The 20,735-nt window shown below is 35.8% G+C and carries 15 protein-coding genes; 6 read left to right on the forward strand and 9 right to left on the reverse strand.

Annotation, left to right across the window (positions count from 1 at the left end; all coding sequences use genetic code 11):
* The first annotated feature begins 3 nt into the window (after window positions 1–3).
* Window positions 4–471, forward strand: coding sequence for a ribonuclease HI (gene rnhA, locus ACFIMK_RS03970; protein ID WP_375613021.1), 468 nt, complete (start codon window positions 4–6; stop codon window positions 469–471).
* Window positions 472–497: 26 nt separating this feature from the next.
* On the opposite strand, the gene ACFIMK_RS03975 is transcribed toward rnhA, so the two are convergent.
* On the reverse strand, window positions 498–1,376 hold the full coding sequence (locus ACFIMK_RS03975) for a protein-disulfide reductase DsbD domain-containing protein (RefSeq protein WP_375628302.1): 879 nt from the start codon (window positions 1,374–1,376) through the stop codon (window positions 498–500).
* A gap of 71 nt (window positions 1,377–1,447) precedes the next feature.
* On the opposite strand from ACFIMK_RS03975, the gene ACFIMK_RS03980 reads away from it, so the two are divergent.
* Window positions 1,448–2,032 carry a YqgE/AlgH family protein gene (locus ACFIMK_RS03980; protein WP_375613019.1) on the forward strand — a complete coding sequence of 195 codons (585 nt, stop codon included), beginning with the start codon at window positions 1,448–1,450 and terminating at the stop codon, window positions 2,030–2,032.
* Between the two features lie 42 nt (window positions 2,033–2,074).
* Here ACFIMK_RS03980 and ACFIMK_RS03985 read toward each other — a convergent pair whose 3' ends face one another.
* From ACFIMK_RS03985 to ACFIMK_RS04015, 7 genes are all read right to left on the reverse strand, one after another.
* Complete coding sequence (locus ACFIMK_RS03985; RefSeq protein WP_375672014.1) at window positions 2,075–4,960, reverse strand: EAL domain-containing protein; 2,886 nt, start codon at window positions 4,958–4,960, stop codon at window positions 2,075–2,077.
* A 398-nt stretch (window positions 4,961–5,358) separates the two neighbouring features.
* On the reverse strand, window positions 5,359–6,633 hold the full coding sequence (locus tag ACFIMK_RS03990; protein ID WP_375611135.1) for a M16 family metallopeptidase: 1,275 nt from the start codon (window positions 6,631–6,633) through the stop codon (window positions 5,359–5,361).
* Between the two features lie 83 nt (window positions 6,634–6,716).
* Window positions 6,717–8,114 carry a threonine synthase gene (gene thrC, locus ACFIMK_RS03995; protein ID WP_375631597.1) on the reverse strand — a complete coding sequence of 466 codons (1,398 nt, stop codon included), beginning with the start codon at window positions 8,112–8,114 and terminating at the stop codon, window positions 6,717–6,719.
* Between the two features lie 637 nt (window positions 8,115–8,751).
* Window positions 8,752–9,114, reverse strand: coding sequence for a hypothetical protein (locus ACFIMK_RS04000; RefSeq protein WP_375613017.1), 363 nt, complete (start codon window positions 9,112–9,114; stop codon window positions 8,752–8,754).
* Between the two features lie 209 nt (window positions 9,115–9,323).
* A complete protein-coding gene (locus ACFIMK_RS04005) occupies window positions 9,324–9,686 on the reverse strand; it encodes a hypothetical protein (protein ID WP_375628296.1) in 363 nt (120 codons plus the stop codon).
* Between the two features lie 189 nt (window positions 9,687–9,875).
* Window positions 9,876–10,232 carry a hypothetical protein gene (locus ACFIMK_RS04010; protein ID WP_375668543.1) on the reverse strand — a complete coding sequence of 119 codons (357 nt, stop codon included), beginning with the start codon at window positions 10,230–10,232 and terminating at the stop codon, window positions 9,876–9,878.
* Between the two features lie 1,995 nt (window positions 10,233–12,227).
* Window positions 12,228–12,923, reverse strand: coding sequence for an HAD family hydrolase (locus ACFIMK_RS04015; protein ID WP_375613014.1), 696 nt, complete (start codon window positions 12,921–12,923; stop codon window positions 12,228–12,230).
* Between the two features lie 368 nt (window positions 12,924–13,291).
* On the opposite strand from ACFIMK_RS04015, the gene ACFIMK_RS04020 reads away from it, so the two are divergent.
* A complete protein-coding gene (locus tag ACFIMK_RS04020) occupies window positions 13,292–14,380 on the forward strand; it encodes a site-specific DNA-methyltransferase (protein ID WP_375613050.1) in 1,089 nt (362 codons plus the stop codon).
* Window positions 14,381–15,135: 755 nt separating this feature from the next.
* Here ACFIMK_RS04020 and mutY read toward each other — a convergent pair.
* Window positions 15,136–16,194, reverse strand: coding sequence for an A/G-specific adenine glycosylase (mutY, locus tag ACFIMK_RS04025; RefSeq protein WP_375620664.1), 1,059 nt, complete (start codon window positions 16,192–16,194; stop codon window positions 15,136–15,138).
* 203 nt (window positions 16,195–16,397) lie between these two features.
* On the opposite strand from mutY, the gene ACFIMK_RS04030 reads away from it, so the two are divergent.
* The 3 genes from ACFIMK_RS04030 to ppdK all read left to right on the forward strand — a co-directional run bounded on the left by ACFIMK_RS04030 (window position 16,398) and on the right by ppdK (window position 20,478).
* On the forward strand, window positions 16,398–16,898 hold the full coding sequence (locus ACFIMK_RS04030) for a DUF721 domain-containing protein (RefSeq protein WP_375638055.1): 501 nt from the start codon (window positions 16,398–16,400) through the stop codon (window positions 16,896–16,898).
* An 82-nt stretch (window positions 16,899–16,980) separates the two neighbouring features.
* Complete coding sequence (locus tag ACFIMK_RS04035) at window positions 16,981–17,637, forward strand: DsbA family protein (RefSeq protein WP_375611143.1); 657 nt, start codon at window positions 16,981–16,983, stop codon at window positions 17,635–17,637.
* Window positions 17,638–17,811: 174 nt separating this feature from the next.
* Entirely contained in the window at window positions 17,812–20,478 is a 2,667-nt protein-coding gene (gene ppdK / locus ACFIMK_RS04040; protein WP_375613012.1) for a pyruvate, phosphate dikinase, read from the forward strand.
* The last annotated feature ends 257 nt before the right edge of the window (window positions 20,479–20,735 follow it).

Below are 20,735 nucleotides of genomic sequence, written 5' to 3' on the forward strand. Positions count from 1 at the left end.
TTTATGGCAACTCAACAAAAAGTCGTTGAAATTTATACAGATGGTGCTTGCTCAGGGAATCCTGGAGTTGGAGGATGGGGAGCAATTTTACGCTGGAATGGTCATGAACGGGAGCTTTATGGCGGTAAGATCCATACGACAAACAATCAAATGGAACTCATGGCGGCAATTTGTGCATTAAAGGCGCTTAAAGAGCCCTGTTTGGTCGATCTTTATACAGACTCAGTTTATGTACGTAACGGTATATCTAAGTGGATTGAAGATTGGAAAAAGAATAATTGGCGCACTGCATCAAAAAATCCTGTTAAAAATATGGAGCTATGGCAAGCTCTTGAGGATGCTAGTTCTTGTCATACAGTTAGATGGCACTGGGTAAAAGGGCATGCGGGACATCCAGAAAATGAACGCGCAGATGCCCTTGCTCGCAAAGCAATTACTCAATATCGTGAAAATGGACGTTTTCCAGCATAATTGCTTTTTGAGAGCTTTTTCTTTTATCACGGAGACGCAAGAGGGGTTGGCTGCGTATGGAATATGAATGTTCCACTTAAGGCGTGATCTTTAAAAGCAACTGTATAAAAAATTTTTTGGTTTATTTCTTCTGGTGTGAAATAGAGTGGAGCACTGAAGAGTGTATATTCTGCGTTATCACTGACTTTTCTTGCTGCTCCAATTTGCATTTCTCCTCCATCTAAAAAGAGAGAGGAAGGAGTGGTTTTGTTGTTATTTTGTATTTTTATAAGAAGGGTACTATTATTTTTTTCAGCACTTATTTTTAGTGCATTCTGCGTCATGCGGGGCAAAGAATTTTGCGCCTTTTTTAAGAAGGAAGCAGGAAGCTGTTTATTTTTAAGAGCAGATGGCGAAAAATCAAAGTTAACAGTAAATGGAAGACAGATTTTGTGACATAATCCAAGAGTGAAAGCACCACTTAAATTTTTGCTTGAACCAGAAAGATTGAAGGGCAATATTACTTTATCTTTATAACCTAATGACCAATCATTTTCTGTTTCAAAAAGCTGTGGAGTAGGATAAAAGATTTCATAAGAAATCTGTTGGTTGAAATTAAAAAATGGTGCCATGCCAGAATTACCTGGATTACGCCAGTAAGTTTTCCATCCTGGTTTAAGCTCAATTTCAATAATGCCTTCTCTTATTCCAGAAAGAGAAGGTTCAGTGATCGCTAATCGGATACGACCACCATCTGATTCATACCAAGATGTTGCGAAAAGCTGGAGTTTTTGTTCTGTTTGAGCATTTACAGGAATGTTAAGTAATTCTAAAACTATGAATGTTAAGCTTAAAGTAACTAAAAGCTTTTTATAAAAGAAAGTTGCGATATTTTGTAAATTTGTAAATATATAACTTTTTTTCATTGGAGTTTTATTTTCCTAGTGTGCTAAATGAACAAATTTTTATCATGTCAATTATGGAGAATAACAGATTAATGAAGCGGTGTAATGGCTTTTTAGGTGGACAATTACTCATAGCAATGCCTGGGATGAATGACAAACGCTTTATTCGTTCTGTTATTTATATTTGTGCGCATTCTGATGCCGGTGCGATGGGCATCATTCTCAATCAATTGCATCACATTGATTTTCCAGAGCTTTTGCTTCACTTAGGAATCATAGACAGTGGCCAAAAAAAAAGTCTTTCTGAACCAATAAAACAGTTTCCAGTTCGCTATGGTGGTCCTGTTGATCCTTCGCGTGGTTTTGTCCTTCATTCAGATGATTATGCTTGTGAAGAAACTGTTTTTATTGCGGATAAGATCTGTTTTACTGCGACAATTGATATATTAAAAGCGATCAGTTGCGAACAAGGTCCGCAACATGCACTGGTCGCATTAGGCTATGCTGGATGGAAAGCGGGGCAACTTGAGGCAGAAATTTCTACAAATGGTTGGCTAATCAGTTCTACATCACCTAGTTTTCTTTTTGAAAGCGATTTAAGCTGCAAGTATGATAAAAGTTTAACACGCATGGGTATCGATCCAACTTATCTTGCTTCTGAAATGGGACACGCGTAGAGTTTTTTCTAAGCTTTTTAACTTTACACGTTATTTTATCCCTTATGTTTTTATTTTATAAGGGAAATGGCTCTGAACGAGCGTAATTAATTCTTCTATGGCAATCGGTTTCGTCACAAGTGTACTTTGAACATATTTACAGCCTTCTTGACGGAGGAAGATTGCTTCTTTTTCATTTTCAACACCTTCTGCGATAATTTGCAAATTAAGATCTGTTGCCATATTAATGATAGACTTTAGAACAATTTTCTTCTTAAGAGAGTCGATTGAGATAAGTGAACGATCAAGTTTAACCATATCAAATGGATAACGTACGAGATAGGTCAGAGACGAATAACCTGTTCCAAAATTATCGAGTGCGAGATTCATTCCAAGTGTTTTAATTTGTTCAAGAAAGTGCGCTGATTGTTCAGGATTATTTCTTAAGACAAATTCAGATATTTCAATCATCAGACGCCCTTTGTGGAGCGGATGGCGAAGCAAAGCGGCACGCAATTGACTGATAAAACGAGGATGAATCATTTCTGCGCTTGGTAAATTAATTGAAATAAAGAAAGATTGTTGGGAAAACTTTTCTTGTACATTTATAAGATCAATAATGGCATTATCGATGATAAATTGTGACAAATCCATAACAATTTGTTCATTTTCTACGATTTTTATGAAATCAGAGACATTTAAATTTCCATAAGTGGGATGATGCCATTCTACAATTGTTTCAAAACCAATAATATGTCCGTCTGATAAATTAAGAATAGGATGGTAGAGGATTTTCATCTCATTACGTTTTATGGCATAATGGACATCTTTCTCCAGAGTATTATGTTCGAGACCCAAAGTGCGAAAATTAGGACGAAAAGGTTCAATATGGTTCCCACCCATTTGTTTTGCGCGAATCATCGCTAACTCACTATCATTAAAAATATCTTTAGCCGTCGACCGGCTTTCACTCCATGTAACCAATCCGATAGAGGTTGAAAGGATTATTTTATTTTCTGAAAGTGAAATAGGTGCTGAAATTGTTTTGTGCAAATGATCTGCAAATGCTGCAATTTTTTGTGGTTCGGTTTCACTGAGTAAAATAATTGCAAAGCGGTCTGCTGAAAGACGCGATAAGGTGTCTTGAAAGTTAATGAGACGATTTAAACGACGTGCGATTATAAGCAGTACAGTATCCCCAACTGCTATGCCTAATTTGCGATTAATTTGGCGAAAATTGTCAAAATCAATCATAAAGACAGTTGGTCTAATTTTGATATTTGCTTTCGCTAAAGAGGTATAATTTTGTAGTCTATCAAAGAAAATTTGTTGGTTAGGAAGTCCAGTTAAGCTGTCGTGGATTGCATCATGCAATAAGCGTTCTTCGGATTTTTTATGGTTAGTAATATTGACAATGGTTCCAATGACACGTGTGATTTTTCCATCTTTTTGCATAGCCGGACGTGCACGAAGAGAAAACCAATGATAATAACCACCACCGGAAGAAAGCCGAAAAATTTGATCAATGCGCCCTTTTTTATTTTTAAGAATGATATCCAATACGGCTTGAAAGCGTTCACGATCATCATGGTGCAAGGCTGAAATCCAGTTGCGCATAGGTCCATTGAGGTTATGAATTTCAGTACCAAAAAGGGTTGCCATGTTTGGATGTACAACAATACGATCACGCTCAATATTCCAATCCCAAATAATATTTCCAGCTCCCTTTGCTGCGAGTACTTGTTGTTCAAGGTCGGAAAATATTCCTTCATGGAAAGCGTCATTAGAAAAAGTTTGTTGCAGGACAGTAAAGCTTATGAGAAGAACAATGAGCACTAATCCTCCCGCTAATGCTGGCTGGATAATATCATTGTTTAAATGTCCAGCTATGCAGGCATAGGCTCCAACACACCAAAAGCTAATGAGCAACCATGTTGGAATAAGCATAATGGCGCGGTCATAGCTTCTGATTGAGAAATAGATGATTAATATTATACCAAGCACAGCGGTAAGGCCAAAAGACAAACGCGCAATTCCAGCTGCTCTGATGGGATCATAAATAGCAAAGGCTCCTAGACTGCAAAACGCAATGGTCCAAGCGATAGCACCGTAACTAAAATGATAATGCCAGCGGTTAAGGCTGAGATAGGTAAAAAGAAAAATGAAGAGTGTAGCAGTAAGTGCTACTTCTGTACCAGCACGCCAGATTGGTTGGGTTGTGAGTGTAACTGCAAAGAATTTATTTAAAAAGTTGAAGTCAATACCAATATAAAAAAGCACTGCCCAAGCAACTGCCGCTGTTGCAGGAAACAGCCCTGTTCCACGGACGACGAAGAGAACAGTTAACAAAAGCGCTAAGAGACCTGATATCCCAAGAAGAATACCATGATAAAGCGTATAAGAATTAATTGCATCTTTATAAGCTTCAGGTTGCCATAAATAGATTTGCGGTAGATTTGCAGAGTTAAGTTCGGCCACAAATGTAATAACAGCACCAGGGTTAAGGGTAATACGAAAGATATCAGAGTTTGCACTAAGTTGACGATCGAGGGAAAAACCTTCGCTTGGCGTTATGGATTGAATCCTTGATGATCCAAGGTCTGGCCAAAAAAATCCAGAATGTGCCATGCGGTAATGGGGGGCAACGATGAGACGATCAACTTGTTCATCTGTTGGATTTGCAAGAGAAAAAACTGCCCAATTTCCGGAAAATTTTTCATTTTTTGCCTGCACTTCAATACGCCATACAATACCATCTGGTCCTGGTGCTGTACTTGTTTGAAAAATAGAGTTGTTTGTATGGTGAATTTCAATTGCTTTTGAGAGATCAAGAGCAGCATCTTGAGAAGAAATTTTAACTGGTTCAATTGCTTGTGCTGATGTAAGATGGACAAAAGAACTAACGACTACAATGAAAATGATGTCAATTATTTTACGCAAACTCTTCACAATGTCCCACTCTCAATATTTTAGGATGTTTAATTTTCATTTCGACTTTTGAGAAAAAACGTCCACCTTTTATAATTTATTTACATAATAAATTGTTATCACTTTTTCTTAAGTTATGTGATTTTATATACAAATAGACCACACACCCATTTGCTTCAATGGAACCTGAAGCGAATGAAGTTTTATATTTTAAAAGGGCAAAGTTAAACCATGAATTTCCAGATTTCACGGATATACCTTCACTTATTAGAATCTTTATCACATGAAGTATGAATTGGGTAGTTTTGTACGCCTATTTGCCCAATATTTCCAAAACTTATTTAATGAGGAGAGCTTTTGTGGTAAATTTTATGATAAAATATGTGATGTTATTGTGATGCTGCTTTGAAAAGAAGTTTTTACTTTAGCTTGTATGAAAGAGTTGACGTTAAATCATCAAAATTTATGAGGGGTCCTACAGGTCCGACAGCAGTTAGTGTTGGAGTGGAGTTTGTAAAAAGACGATGTGCTAAATCAGTTAATCTTTTAGGAGTGATGAGATTGAGGCGTTCAATTGTTTCCGATATTGGAATTGGTCGACCATAAAGGAGTATTTGGCGAGCAATGAGATGTGCTTGACTAGAGGGATTTTCCTGTGACATTGTCAGATTTGCACGATATTGCGTTTGTGCTCGTTGCAGTTCGTTGGCGTGAATATTTTTGCTGACCTTGGAAAGTTCATCAAGAATCACAGGAATAAGTTCTTTGAGCCCTTCTTGTCCGGTAGCTGCGTGAACACCAAAAAGCCCAGTATCTGAAAATCCCCAATGAAAAGCATAAATAGAATAGCATAATCCACGTTTCTCTCTTACCTCTTGAAAAAGACGTGAAGACATACCACCACCAAGAATGATAGAAAGAATTTGGGCTGCATAAAAATCACGCGCGTGATAAGCACGTCCTTCAAACCCTAGAACAACTTGTGTATCCATTAAATCGCGATATTCACGAAAGTCGCCACCGACATAATTTGCAAGATTAGTAAGAGGTGCGGTTGAATGGGAGCGAAAAGTACCAAGACGACTTTCAACTTCTCGCAAGAAACTTTCGTGCTTTACAGCTCCTGCAGCAACGACAATCATACGATCTGCACTATATTGTTTATTGATGAAATCATGGAGATCAGTAGATGTAAATGATTGAATAGTTTTAGCTGTTCCTAAAATAGAGCGTCCAAGGGATTGATGACGAAAGGCTGTTTCTGTAAAGTGATCAAAAACAATGTCATCAGGAGTGTCATGGGCAGCACCAATTTCCTGAAAGATTACTTGTTTTTCTCGTTCTAGTTCATCGTCGTCAAATTTTGAATGCATTAAAATATCGGCTAAAATATCTATAGCAAGTGGGATATCGCTTTTAAGAACACGTGCAAAGTAAGCTGTTGTTTCAATACTGGTTGTAGCATTGATTTCACCGCCAACATCTTCAATATCGGTTGCAATTTGAAAAGCAGTACGGTTTTCGGTTCCTTTAAAAGCCATATGCTCAAGAAGATGAGCAATACCATGCTGTGTGGAGGTTTCATTGCGTGAGCCCACTTTAACCCATATTCCGAGGGCAACACTATCAATTTGTTGCATTGTATGTGTGGCGATAGTCAAACCATTACTAAGGCGACATATATCTACATCCATGTATTTACAACTCCATTAAATAAGCTAAATACCTCATTGTAAGGGTATCAGAATATTCTTGATTTAAATTAATGCAGCTAACTTTAATAAGATGCACGCGATTTTAAAGAAATATAATCTTTTACTATTTTTTCATCATTAGCAAGATTTATAAAATGTTCTTCGTGTTTCATTACATCATTGAGATGAGATGGCCATGGAGCATGAAGGCCACAAGCACTTTTAATAGTATCAGGAAATTTAGCTGGATGAGCCGTGGCAAGAACGATCATTGGAATATGCGGTTTTTTGTTTTCACGCGCTACTTGAAGAGCGACCGCTGTATGTGGATCAACAAGATAGCCACTTTCCTTATAGACACTATCAATTGTTTGAGCTGTTGCAGCCATGTTGCTTTTTCCAGCGGAAAATAGGGAACGAATATTTTTGAGTTGCTTTTCATCAAGAGTAAAGAGACCCGTTTTTTTCAAGTTTTCCATTGCATTGCGAATCCACATTGGATCACGATTGCCACTTTCAAAGAGCAAACGTTCAAAATTAGAAGAGACCTGAATATCCATAGAAGGTGATGTTGTATGGACTATTGGTTGTGTTTTGTAAGTACCACTGGTCAATGTACGTACAAGGATGTCGTTATCATTCGTTGCGATGACCAGTTGAGCAATGGGTAATCCCATACGGGCTGCGACATAACCTGCAAAAATATCACCAAAATTTCCAGTAGGAACAGTAAATGAAACAGCTCTATCAGGTGCTCCTAAAGAAAGTGCAGATGAAAAATAGTAAACAATTTGCGCCATGATACGCGCCCAATTTATAGAATTAACACCTGAAAGTGCTCTTTTTTTACGAAAATTGTGGTCATTAAACATTGCTTTGACAAGAGCTTGGCAATCATCAAAATTTCCTTCAATGGCAATGGCATGAACATTGGAACAATGATTGGTTGTCATTTGCCGTTGTTGAACAGGCGATACACGTCCTTTAGGAAATAAAATAAAAATATCTGAGTGTTCTTTTCCAGCAAAAGCCTGTATTGCAGCTCCTCCTGTATCACCTGATGTTGCAGCAATAATCGTTGCACATCTATTTTTTTCAGTCAAAACATAATCCATCAGTCGAGAAAGAAACTGCATTGCTACATCTTTAAAAGCTAAAGTAGGACCATGAAAGAGTTCAAGGATAAATTCATCTGCTCCAGTTTGTCGTAACGGACAGATTGCTGGATGGTGAAAGGTTGCATAAGATTCAGCGATCATATTTTCAAAAGCTGTATATTCGATTTCGTTATTCACAAAGGGCCACAGAATAGTTTTAGCAATTGTTGTATAGGACTGACCACGAAGTGCTCGTAACGCATCAAATGATAGCTGAGGAAATTTATCTGGCAAATAAAGTCCCCCATCACTTGCCAACCCTGTCATGATTGTTTCCGTAAAGCTTAAAGCAGGAGCTTCACCTCTCGTGCTGATATATTCCATAAGTCTTATCCTTTTTTTATTTCTGGCAAATTGATGAAGTTATTTATTTCACGTTTTTCATAATATTTAAATTATTAAATGGATAGAGCTTCTTTTCTTCTTTTTAATTCAATAATGAAAGGAAATAGCCTTAAGCATTTTTATTTTTGAGATATAAACGCCAAATGTTCACAGAAAATCTGTTACAGTCAAAATTTTTTTCTCTATTATTCATTCACTTAAATTTTACAACGTATCTTCACTTGTACACCTTCTTAAATAATAAAATTAAATAGATAGAATGGTATTTATTGAAGAACTTTTGTATAAAACTCAATCATTCATAGTTATTTTATGCTCTTAATACTTTGTAACAATTAAATCTGCTAAACTGAATGTTAAAATGATACATCTCAGAACTCACATTGGAAGATTTATAAGGTAATTTTATGGCATTTCGTGCGCAAATCTATACTTTGAATAATCTTTTTTAGCTTAATTTATCACTTTGTGTAATAATAGATATTATATTTGTGCTATACAGTATGGTAACCTAAAGTTTATCCATAGAAAACATACAACAGCCTGCTAAATGATGGGAAGCAGGCTGTAAAGTATTTTCATTTTAAATAGAAAAAAATAACTAAGTATCTTTGAATTATTTGCCTTTAATTTTTCCTATTGCCCATCCGATTATCCCGCTAAATATGGCCATAACAGATCCAGTCAAGAATCCAAAACCCAAAGCTCCTACTGTAGAAAAAACTCCTAGCGTAATTGGTTCAAACACTTTCTCAAATTTTCCTTCAAAGGCAGATTCACTTTTTGCTTTATGAGTGAAACTTGGGACATAAAGAGCAGCTATATCGATAGCTTTTTTCTTTCCTTGTTCTATTAAAGAGACAGTTTCCCATTGAGTATCATTTTTCAAATGATTGGCATGAACATTTATAACTTGTGAAAGCAGAAAAGCAACTGCTATAAAAATATTTAATACGTAAGTTTTCAATACTTTAATCATAGTTTACCACCAATACTTTTATTTTAATCTGAATTGAATAGATGCATCGGCAGAATTAGTGCACATTGAGAGAAACAGAAGCATTTAAAGCTTTTTTCACTCTTAGTGTGATAATTCATTAGTTTTTGTCATCAACAATGGATAAACACGGAATATGTTCATAGTTTATATTTCATATGAGAAGGTCTTATTCTGATGAAATTTCAATTTTAACGAGATTTAAAATACAATATTATTTTACTTATTATCCATCCTAAAAACATGCCTATCGTACTTGATGCATATCCAAGTGCCATCCCCATACCAAAAGCCCCGAGTGTAAGAGGTTCAACAACCTTTTCAAATTTTCCTTCAATAGTAGCTTCATTACCCACTCCACGATTTAGACTAGGTCTATAGAGAGAAACGGTATGGACTGCATCCTTTCTTTTCTGTTCTATTGCAGAAACAAAAATATTCTCACGATGAGTACTATTTTGTAAAGAGTTTGCATGCACATTTACAACCTGAGAAAGAGAAAAGGCAGAAATAATGAAAATACTTAATATATGATTTTTAAATAATTTAATCATAATTTACCTCAAATATTTATACTATTCAATATATATGCGTAAATTTATACTTAATTTATACTTTGGATATTTGGATGTAATCTACAACATTTATATTTTGTAGCATAATGAGCTTCATTATGTAATTATTTACAATGAATTATAGCCACATAATAAAGCTATTATTATAGAGTTCTAGACGAGGTTGAATTATTTGAACATCAATACTATGTCCTTTATCCAACTTATTATCGATCCTATAAAGCTCATTACATGTCCAGTAAACAATAGCCCCATTCCTATAGTCATAGGCTCAACGACCTTTTCAAATTTTCCTTCACCTATTGTTCCATGTTCTGTTTGATAATTTACAGACGGAGCATAGAAAGCAGTCGTAGAAACTACATCGGATTTCGCATATTTTACTTGTTCCATTGGGAAAACAGAAAATTCCTCTTTTGGAGTATCGTTTTTCAAATAGTTTGCATTAACATTTACAGTTTGTGAAATAAAAAAAGTGCTCACTATAAAAATGCTTAAAATATAATTTTTAAATATTTTTACCATAACTTTACCTCAAATATTTTTAAGTTATATATGTAAGAAATATACATAATGTTTATGTATATCACACTATATACAAGCCATATAGTTCAATATGTATTTTTAGTCAATAATAAAAATACATATAAAAATATAACTATAATTTTTTATAAACGTTATTGTAAAAAAGTAACAGTCATAATTACAAATTATATTTTTTAAAAACTTTATACAATATTTTATTATGTGTTATATATAAAATAACATATGGTTATCGTATAATTTTTATAAAATGACATTAATATATTTTTTAAATACATTTATAGATAATAAAATTGATCAAAATTTTTACATATTAAATATATAAAAAATTATTTATTATCGATAGTATAATAGAAAAAATGAAAATTATGATGTGGTTATAAAAATATTATTAACAATTAAAATATGAATGGACACGCTAAAATTTTATTATTTATAGTATTTATTATAGATAGTCATTATTGTAGAATGTGTGTTCTATAGATATTATTAAATTATTATTCAATGGTTATTTAATTGCATCGTGATAGCAGAATAATAATTCTTACTTTACTATTAAATATATACATTTATCTTATAGATAATAATATGTTATAGATACTAAAAAATGTACAATTTTCTCATAGTGTAAAGTAGAGCTCGAATTGGATAGAGATAAATGATATTATCTTTTTATTGCCAATGTGAACAGCATATTACTATGATGCAAGGCAGTGTATAGAAGAATATAATTTAGACATATTTATGAGTGCCGAAAGATCAGCATTAGATAATATTTTCAACACTTTCTTCTTTCCAAACTGAAAAGCCGCTTTTATTTTTAGAAAGTGGATTACTTTTGAAAAGATCTGATTTCATTGCTTATTTAAAAAGGCTATTAAGTGCTTTCGGAAAATTTTAAGCAACTATTGGTATCGCTGTCGCTTGTTTAACATGATTATATGTTTCATATTTATGTGCTTTTTTAAAGAAACCGTTCTCAAGGTACTCAAGCCTATTTTGCAATGATAGATATGATGATAAAGCCCCCATAATATAAAATTCTTAGGGCATCAGAATTTTTGACGTTTATAAAGAAGAAAGATGGCATTGCCATACACTTTTCTCGCTCCTAATGTTGCTACAATTTTTGCCTTTTGAGATGATTCATTAAAAGGCATTTTTATTTCTTTATTTATTTAATTCAGCATATCTAGGTTTGAAATGAGAGAATCTTACAATATTCGGTTTTTTTGCTTAATTTGAATCATGATAAATTATGATTATAAATCAATATATTGTCTGTAAATTACTTGGTATGAAATATTTTTTATAAAATGCACATCTTCATAAGAGTGTATTCTTTTTGTTTTTTGTAATCTTAGGGAGGTTGTACCAATTGATGCTGTTAAAATACTATTTAAGCAGCAAAGTAAATAAGCCTTCAACAAGTTTATGAGATTTGGATTGAGTAAATATAAGCCTTTGTAACTCAACAAGGACGCATTTGTCATTTTCAATAAAGTCTTGTGTTCCATAGATTCCGCGAATTTTAATATTTTTTCCATGATCAATAGGCACATCCCTTACAATTTTACCATAGTATGTGATTTTTTTGATCAGATGAAAGAGGCTAGCAATTCTCACATCTTATCGAGCAAGGCATCGTAATATTCCTTTTTTGACAAATATAATAATTTATCAGGATGAGCTGCTGAGGTTGGGAGTGGGATATCGGAGTTGAGATAGATAAGCAGGGTTTAATTTTCATGAGTTGGCACCCCTGTTTTTGGCTTTTTTTAAAGCACGTGCAATGGTTAACAGACTTATGATTTCAATGAGGCGCTATATTTTTCCTTCACATTGAGATGCAATTCACCCGTGTCGTGAATTACGCATTTATTGAAGTTATTATAAAAGGAGCAGCGAGAAGAGCAGGACATTTGAATAAAAATGCTTCTTACAAGAGTTTACAAATTGATATATTCAAGAGATTTTTTATAATAGATCTCGCCATACTGCCATTGCTTCTAAGACTTCTCCTAAATGAGCATGTTTTGCAATAACTGTTTCTGCACCAGCTTCTGCAAGTGCATTAGAGTGGCCAAGATAGCTATGTGATCCTCCCGTAAAGCCGATGACACGCATGCCTGCTGCTATGGCTGCGTGTACACCATGAAGTGAATCTTCTATAACGATAGTGTTTTGGGGCTCTGCCTGTAATTGTTGTGCGGCAAAAAGGAAAACATCAGGGGCCGGTTTCGTTCTTTTTGTTCCAACTTCAGGTGCTGAAAATATTTTACCTTCAAAAAGGTCATAGAGATCAACCGTGATGAGCATCTCTTTTATATCTACGCTTTTTGCATTAGAGCAGATACAGTAGGGATAGCGTGTTTGGATAATTTCTACAGCTTCTCTTACATCATCAATAGCCCGTAATTTAGTTTTTATTTGTGTACGAAAAATATTAGTCATTTGATCTATGAGATGAGCAGAAATAGGTTTTTCTGTTTCCTGTTCAACGTGTTTAAGAATATCGCGAAAGATAAGCCCTGCAAAACGCTCACTCAATTCTTCGGGTGATATTTCATATCCTGTTTGTTTGAGCAATTGAGATCCAATTTTTGCTGCAAGATATTCAGAGTCGACGAGAACTCCGTCACAATCAAAAATAATAAGATCTATCTGAGGCATAAGATATTCCTTTACATGTTACGAGATGGACAACTTTCATGAAAACGATATTGAGAAGATCTTATTTCATAAAAATACGCTTTGAAAATGATTCTTAATTCTTTTACGAAATAAAAGATATGGGAACAGTACATTGAAAAAAAATTAAGGTTTCATTCATATGAAAGTTTTTTTTTACTAAAAAAACAAAAACAATCATCAATTTTGTAGAACTTTAACGATACGTTTACGCTATTTTGTAAATATAGATGGGTAATGCGGGCCTATAAACTATTTTGGTTGATTATAGGGCAAATTCAGTTAATTTTGTTGGGTTTTTCATGACAGTTATTCAGCTTCAAAAAGATTTCCTTCGTACTCCCTCACAAATGCCATGGCGCAATAAAATTTTTAAAGGAGATTGTGTTTCCGTTTTAGAAAAACTTCCAAAACATTCTGTTGATATGATTTTTGCGGATCCACCCTATAATTTGCAATTGGATGGAGCTTTATACCGTCCAGATCATTCGCTTGTTGATGCGGTTGATGATGCATGGGATCAGTTTGAGAGTTTTGCTGCTTATGATGCTTTTACTCGTGCATGGTTGCTTGCTTGTCGTCGTGTATTAAAACCCAACGGAACACTTTGGGTTATCGGATCTTACCATAATATTTTTCGGGTTGGGACGGCATTACAAGATTTAGGTTTTTGGATGCTTAATGATATTATTTGGCGCAAGAATAATCCGATGCCTAATTTTCGAGGGCGCCGTTTTCAAAATGCTCATGAGACGCTTATTTGGGCCGTGCGAGATCAAAAAGATAAAAAGTACACATTTAATTATGATGCCTTAAAAGCGGCAAATGAAGATCTACAAATGCGTTCAGATTGGCTTTTCCCTCTCTGCACTGGAGCTGAACGTTTAAAGGATGATTCGGGGCGTAAATTACATCCAACACAAAAACCGCAAGCGTTATTAGCGCGTATTATTATGGCTTCTAGTAAACCTGGTGATGTTATTCTCGATCCGTTTTTTGGTTCGGGAACAACAGGTGCTGTTGCCAAGCTTTTAGGGCGTGATTTTGTTGGGATTGAACGCGAGCAAGATTACATCGATGCAGCATGTGAGAGAATTGCGGCGGTTCAACCTTTAGCGCAACCAGAACTAGCGATTTTGGATAGAAAAAAAGCAGAACCGCGCGTAGCATTCAACAGTTTGCTTGAAGCAGGTTTACTCTATCCTGGAGAAGTTCTGTATGATCGTAAGAAGCAAGTATCTGCTATTGTAAGAGCTGATGGTACGATTATGCATGGTGGTGAAGCGGGCTCAATTCACGCAATGGGAAGAAAGGCTCAAGATTCGCAGAGTTGTAATGGTTGGACCTTTTGGTATTATGAGGAAAATGGACGGTTGAAGTCCATAGATCATTTAAGAATGATCATACGTTCACAAATGTTAAAAACGGGTGTTTTATGAACTAAGCTGATCGCTTCATTCTATTGACCACCAATATACCTGATCTTGATTGAGATGGACGTGAGGGTGTTTTAGCCTTTCTTAGATGTTTTTTATTGACACACTAAATCTCGCTTGTAAGCGACAAGCGAGTATTTTATGCTTCTTTTAGAAGAAATTAAAATGAGAAATTTTCAATCTATGTTCTCATTTTAGTTCCAAAACAGTAAAATTTCAATATAAGCTTATAAAAATGAAATATCAGAATTAAAAGGTTCATTCAGAAGTTCAAAATTAAGTGCTTTTTTGAATACGTACATCTGTAAAGTGCATATAATATATTGATTATAAAGATAATTTAGCGCAACTCATATCGAATTGCCCTCGGAATATCGTCAAGTTTTCTTATTTCAAATTTGTTCCATATTGAATCGATGAAAATTACTTTCTTGCATGTCATAAACGGGGTTGGCGTGTGAATAAAAATTGTTAACGAAAGAACTAAAAGTACCTCTTATAATCCGTTTCACGTACCAAGGGATGTTGAGGGGGCTGGTAAATATAACGATGGTGCTAACTTGCTCCGTCATAAGCGAAAAAAGGATAGATCCTGAAATTTAAATCTAAAGCTTCTAAGCGTTTCTATCGCTCCTTAATTTTTGTCTGTAGAAAAAATTGGTTATTTCATTTTTTAAAATTTTTCTTTTACAGATTAATAAATGATCGCTAGAGATACAAAAGTCTCCATTAGAAAACATTTTTATGAATAGGGAAGGTTATTTAAATCTAAAAGAATTGGGAAGTGCTACGGAAATGGCTTTTTTCATAACAGTAGGTAATGCTTCTTCGGCAAGATGTTGAATGTTACACCACCAACCATTTTCACAATTCATTTCATGAACATCTTCGGTATAGTAAACATCAAGTTTTAGAGAAAAGTGAGTAAAAACATGCGTAATTTGTCCTTTGAATTGCCAATTGGCAGTAAAGGGTGCGTTTTGTAGCCCATTTTCGTTGTTTATGCCAATATTGTTAGGAATTTGGGTCATTCCACCAAGGAGCTTTTGCGTCTGTCGTTTTTCCAAATAAATTTGTTTCTTTTTATTAAGGACCACAAAAGCAATACCTGTTTTTGAAGGGCGTTCTTTTTTAGGGGCTTTAACTGGAAAAGACTCCGGTTGTTGCATCTTTTCTGCTTTGCATAAACATTGAAGAGGGCAGGTATAACAAGATGGTTTGCGTGGAGTACAAATTGTTGCTCCCAAATCCATCATTGCTTGAGCAAAGTCACCAGGACGATTTAAAGCAGTAATTTTTTGTGTTTTTTCTTTAATTTCAACTTTTGCTTTTTGCAATATTGAAGTGATAGCAAAAAGTCGCGCTACCACACGTTCGACATTACCATCAACCACTGCTACAGGGTGGTTAAAAGCAATCGCAGCAATGGCTGCGGCAGTATAATCTCCAATACCGGCTAGAGTTCGCAATTCTTTTACAGATTGTGGAAATTGTCCCGCGTAGTTTTCAACAAGCTGTCGCGCACATTTTTTAAGATTACGTGCGCGTGAATAATAACCAAGTCCAGCCCATGCTTTCATGATATCATCTTGGGAGGCTTTTGCTAAAGAGGAAAGATCAGGCCATAGTTTTAGAAACTTTTTAAAATAAGGCTTAACTGTTTCAACGGTTGTTTGTTGAAGCATGATTTCAGAAAGCCAAACTTGATAAGGATCAGGACGGATACCTTGTTTTTGCTTTTCGGGGGTAATCCGCCATGGAAGATGTCTGTGATTTTGATCGTACCAAGCAAGGAGGTGCGAAGAAATTTCATACATGATTGCTTTCAAGCATAGGGAGATATAAAATGCAAAAGAAAAAATTATTTATTTTGTAATTCATGTTTTTTGCTCTTTTATTGTCAAGGCTCTGGTGAGAAAAGGCTTTTTATTTTGTTGATATTTCATAAATTGAGGAGGCAACAATTTTTAGATGAAACAAATGATTTTAATTTAGTAAGCGGTTGAACAATGATCTAAAAATGAGAAAACAACTTAAAAAACGTATCTTTTATTCTCTTTCTGAGGCGGTATACAAAATACTTGATCCAGTTTTACGCAAACGGACAGGGCTTAATGTAGCGCTTATAGAACATTGGCCACAGATTGCGGGCTATGATATCAGTGAACATACAATGCCGCTTAAAATTATTTGGAAACGTCGTGCAGATCAAGATGAAGTTTTTCAGCCAGCAACACTTGTTGTCGCATGTGAAGGATTTGCTGCGTTAAAATTGATGCATGAAACAGAGGAATTACTTCATAGAATTAACGGATTTTTTGGCTATATTGCTATTGATCGCATCAAGATTGAGCAAAGGAGTATGTCGGTTTTTATGAATCACTTGCCTCTAAAACCGCCTTTGAGTGAACAAGACAAAAAATGCGTGGAAAAAATGCTTGAAGGAATTGAAGATAAAAGTTTGCACCAAGCACTTTATCAACTTGGCTGTTGCATTTTTTTGGAAAAAAATAATAAATAGAAAGATATTTTATATATTTTTCTTTAATATATGAGAAAGCATTGGATTCCTATTCGTTAATAACAACAGAAAAGTATTATTTATGGTAAAATATCGTTCTTTTTTATCTTTCGGGATAATTTTTCTCTTCATAACGATTGTACAAAACAGTGTAACAGTTGCTTTAGCGCGTGATCCCAAATCAGTGGCAACTGTTGATATGGCAGAGCTTCTCCAATCGGGTAAAGTAAAGGATCGCTTTGAGGGAGAGGCGGATGCACCAGTCGTCATTGTTGAGTATGCTTCGTTGACATGTACCCATTGTGCGCATTTTTATAATGATATACTTCCCCAAATTCGTAAAAAATATATCAAAACAGGAAAAGTAAAACTTATTTTCCGAGAATATGCTTTTGATCCTCGGGCAACAGCAGGTTTTATGTTGGCACGGTGTGCACCGGAAGATCGCTATTTTCCTTTGATAGAAGTTTTATTTCAAAAACAAAATGAATGGGCTTTCGGAAAAAATGCTCTAACACCATTGAAGAAAATTGGCTTAATGGCTGGTTTTACAGATGAAAGTTTTACTGCGTGTTTGAAAAATCAGTCCATTTTAGATGAAGTAAATGCATCTTTTGAACGCGGTAAAGAGCTTGGTGTCACAGCAACACCTACTTTCTTTATTAATGGTAGTAAATATGAAGGTGCCATGAAAGTAGAAGAATTTTTTTCGGTGATTGATAGTTTTCTAAAAAACTGAATCTTAATCTTCCAGAAGATGGATAGTGATACTTTTGGTCATTATCTCTTTTGGAAGGATTAATATTATGCATTTATGAAGCGATATCGTTGAGCCAATTTTGAATCAAATCATTGCTTTTAAGTGAGCCTGGGTTGAATGATGTTTTGAAGCTGATATGGGAGGATTTGTACAGTGAAAAAATGGGTTTATAGTTTTGGAGATGGAAAGGCAGAAGGAAGTGCAAGTGAGCGTAACCTTCTCGGAGGTAAAGGGGCTAATTTGGCAGAAATGAGTAATCTTGGTTTGCCCGTACCACCCGGATTTACGCTGACAACAGAAGTTTGTAATTTTTATTATGCCCATGACAAATCATATCCAGAAGAGCTACAGGAATCTGTTAAGCAAGCACTAAGATACGTTGCTGAACAAACAGGACGTGAATTTGGGAATGAACAAAGACCACTTTTGCTGTCTGTTCGTTCAGGGGCTAGGGCTTCTATGCCAGGGATGATGGATACAGTGCTGAACCTTGGCATGAATGATAAAACTGTAAAAGCAATTGCTTTACAAGCCAATAATGAACGTTTTGCTTATGATAGTTATCGGCGTTTTATCCAAATGTATTCTAACGTTGTTTTGGGGCTAGACCATTCGTATTTTGAAGAGATTCTTGATGAAGTAAAAGCATGCAATGGTTACACTATTGATACAGAAATGACAGCAGATGATTGGAAGAATGTTATTATTTCTTATAAAGCCTATGTTGAAGAAAAATTAGGAACCCCTTTTCCACAAGATCCTGAACAACAGTTATGGGGGGCAATTGGAGCCGTTTTTTCAAGTTGGATGACAGCACGTGCAGTTACTTATCGCCGTTTACATAGCATTCCTGAAAGTTGGGGAACGGCAGTTAATGTGCAAGCTATGGTTTTTGGTAACATGGGAGAAGATTCGGCAACAGGTGTTGCTTTTACACGCAATCCATCGACAGGGAAAAAAGAACTTTATGGTGAATTTTTAGTTAATGCGCAAGGGGAAGATGTTGTGGCGGGCATTCGAACGCCTCAAAATATTACAGAAAGTGCGCGTATTGTTGCTGGTTCAAATAGACCGTCGTTAGAAAAAATTATGCCTGAGGCTTTTTTGAAATTATGTCAGATTGCGCAGAAGCTTGAGCAGCATTATCGGGATATGCAAGATCTCGAATTTACCATTGAAAAAGGTAAATTATGGATGCTTCAGACTCGTTCAGGAAAACGCACGGCTCGTGCGGCTCTCAAGACGGCAATTGAAATGGTTGAGGAGGGGTTAATAAACCGTGAAGAGGCTGTGATGCGTATTGATGCAAAGTCGCTGGACCAACTTTTGCATCCAACACTTGATCCTAAAGCAGAACGTTTTGTTATAGGACGTGGTTTACCTGCTTCTCCTGGAGCCGCAACTGGTGAAATTGTTTTTACTTCAGAAGAGGCAGAAACTGTGTCGGCGGAAGGTCGCAAAGTTATTTTGGTCCGTGTAGAAACAAGCCCAGAAGATATTCATGGTATGCATGCTGCAGAAGGAATTTTAACAACGCGTGGCGGTATGACAAGTCACGCTGCTGTTGTTGCGCGGGGGATGGGAAAACCATGTATTTCTGGTGCTGGCAGTGTGCGGATTGATTATAACACAAATACGTTGTTTGCCTCAGGAGAAAGCTTAAAAAAAGGTGATGTTATCACAATTGATGGTGGAAGTGGAGAAATTTTCAAAGGGAAAGTTGCAATGTTGCAGCCTCAGCTTTGCGGAGACTTTGCAAAATTAATGGAATGGGCTGATGGGATGCGACGTATAAGAGTTCGCGCTAATGCTGATACACCATCTGATGCCCGTATGGGGCGCTCTTTTGGGGCTGAAGGTATAGGTCTTTGCCGTACGGAGCACATGTTTTTTTCTGATGAACGTATCGTTGCCATGCGTGAAATGATTTTAAGTCATGATGAAAGTGGTCGTCGTAAAGCACTAGATAAGCTGTTGCCAATGCAGCGTTCAGATTTTAGTGAATTATTTGAAATTATGTGTGGTTTACCTGTTACTATCCGCTTGCTAGATCCACCGTTACATGAATTTTTGCCTAAAACGAAAGCAGAAATTCTTGATGTTGCAACAGCTATGGGTGTTTCTGCTGAAGTGCTTGCTGAACGCACTCAGCAGTTGCACGAATTTAATCCTATGCTTGGATTACGAGGATGCCGTTTAGCTATTACTTATCCTGAAATTGCAGAAATGCAAGCGCGGGCGATTTTTGAAGCAGCAGCAGAAGCTGCCCAAAAATCTGGATCTCCTGTTATGCTTGAAATTATGGTGCCACTGGTTGCACTAAAATCTGAACTCGATTTTGTGAAAGCGCGTATTGATCAGGTTGCTGAGGAAGTGATGAAAGAAAAGGGAAGCACTATTCAATATATGGTTGGGACGATGATTGAACTTCCAAGAGCGGCGCTTCGAGCAGATGAAATTGCTGAAACTGCTGAATTTTTTTCATTTGGAACAAACGATTTGACACAAACTACTTTTGGGATTTCCCGTGATGATGCAGCTCCTTTTTTGGCAACCTATTTTCAAAAAGGTCTTTTAGAGCAAGATCCTTTTGTGTCTATTGACCGTGATGGAGTAGGGGAACTTATTACCATTGCTGCACAGCGTGGACGCTCAAAGCGTGCAAAAATAAAATTGGGAATTTGCGGTGAACATGGAGGCGATCCTGCCTCTATTGCTTTATGCGAAGAAAATAACCTGGATTATGTTTCGTGTTCTCCTTTTCGAGTGCCAATTGCTCGTTTAGCAGCAGCTCAGGCCGCAATAGCAAAAAGGATGTAATGGGTTAATATTTTTTGTTGTATCGTTATTACTGAAATAAATTTTTATATATTCTTTTATTTTCTTTAATAAAGGGAATAAAAATGCTTCTAAAATGCACGATAAGTTGTGTTACGCGAGAAAGTGTTTTTTTTAGAGGTTTATGAAAGAAAATATAAAGCACAGGATAGACAAAGATGTATTATTAATGCACTTTTTATTGGCGAACCTCTTGATAGAGAGAAACGTGTTATTGTGCAGTCAATTTACGCGTTTGC

Origin of the sequence: Bartonella sp. AP280QHHD (assembly GCF_042196125.1) — a bacterium.
GTDB lineage: Bacteria > Pseudomonadota > Alphaproteobacteria > Rhizobiales > Rhizobiaceae > Bartonella.

Bases quoted from the DNA above. Each gene is read 5' to 3' on its own strand.
- rnhA (WP_375613021.1), top strand. From the start codon at position 4: ATGGCAACTCAACAAAAAGTCGTTGAAATTTATACAGATGGTGCTTGC.
- ACFIMK_RS03975 (WP_375628302.1), bottom strand. From the start codon at position 1,376: ATGAAAAAAAGTTATATATTTACAAATTTACAAAATATCGCAACTTTC.
- ACFIMK_RS03980 (WP_375613019.1), top strand. From the start codon at position 1,448: ATGAAGCGGTGTAATGGCTTTTTAGGTGGACAATTACTCATAGCAATG.
- ACFIMK_RS03990 (WP_375611135.1), bottom strand. From the start codon at position 6,633: ATGGATGTAGATATATGTCGCCTTAGTAATGGTTTGACTATCGCCACA.
- thrC (WP_375631597.1), bottom strand. From the start codon at position 8,114: ATGGAATATATCAGCACGAGAGGTGAAGCTCCTGCTTTAAGCTTTACG.
- ACFIMK_RS04000 (WP_375613017.1), bottom strand. From the start codon at position 9,114: ATGATTAAAGTATTGAAAACTTACGTATTAAATATTTTTATAGCAGTT.
- ACFIMK_RS04005 (WP_375628296.1), bottom strand. From the start codon at position 9,686: ATGATTAAATTATTTAAAAATCATATATTAAGTATTTTCATTATTTCT.
- ACFIMK_RS04010 (WP_375668543.1), bottom strand. From the start codon at position 10,232: ATGGTAAAAATATTTAAAAATTATATTTTAAGCATTTTTATAGTGAGC.
- ACFIMK_RS04015 (WP_375613014.1), bottom strand. From the start codon at position 12,923: ATGCCTCAGATAGATCTTATTATTTTTGATTGTGACGGAGTTCTCGTC.
- ACFIMK_RS04020 (WP_375613050.1), top strand. From the start codon at position 13,292: ATGCCATGGCGCAATAAAATTTTTAAAGGAGATTGTGTTTCCGTTTTA.
- mutY (WP_375620664.1), bottom strand. From the start codon at position 16,194: ATGTATGAAATTTCTTCGCACCTCCTTGCTTGGTACGATCAAAATCAC.
- ACFIMK_RS04030 (WP_375638055.1), top strand. From the start codon at position 16,398: ATGAGAAAACAACTTAAAAAACGTATCTTTTATTCTCTTTCTGAGGCG.
- ACFIMK_RS04035 (WP_375611143.1), top strand. From the start codon at position 16,981: ATGGTAAAATATCGTTCTTTTTTATCTTTCGGGATAATTTTTCTCTTC.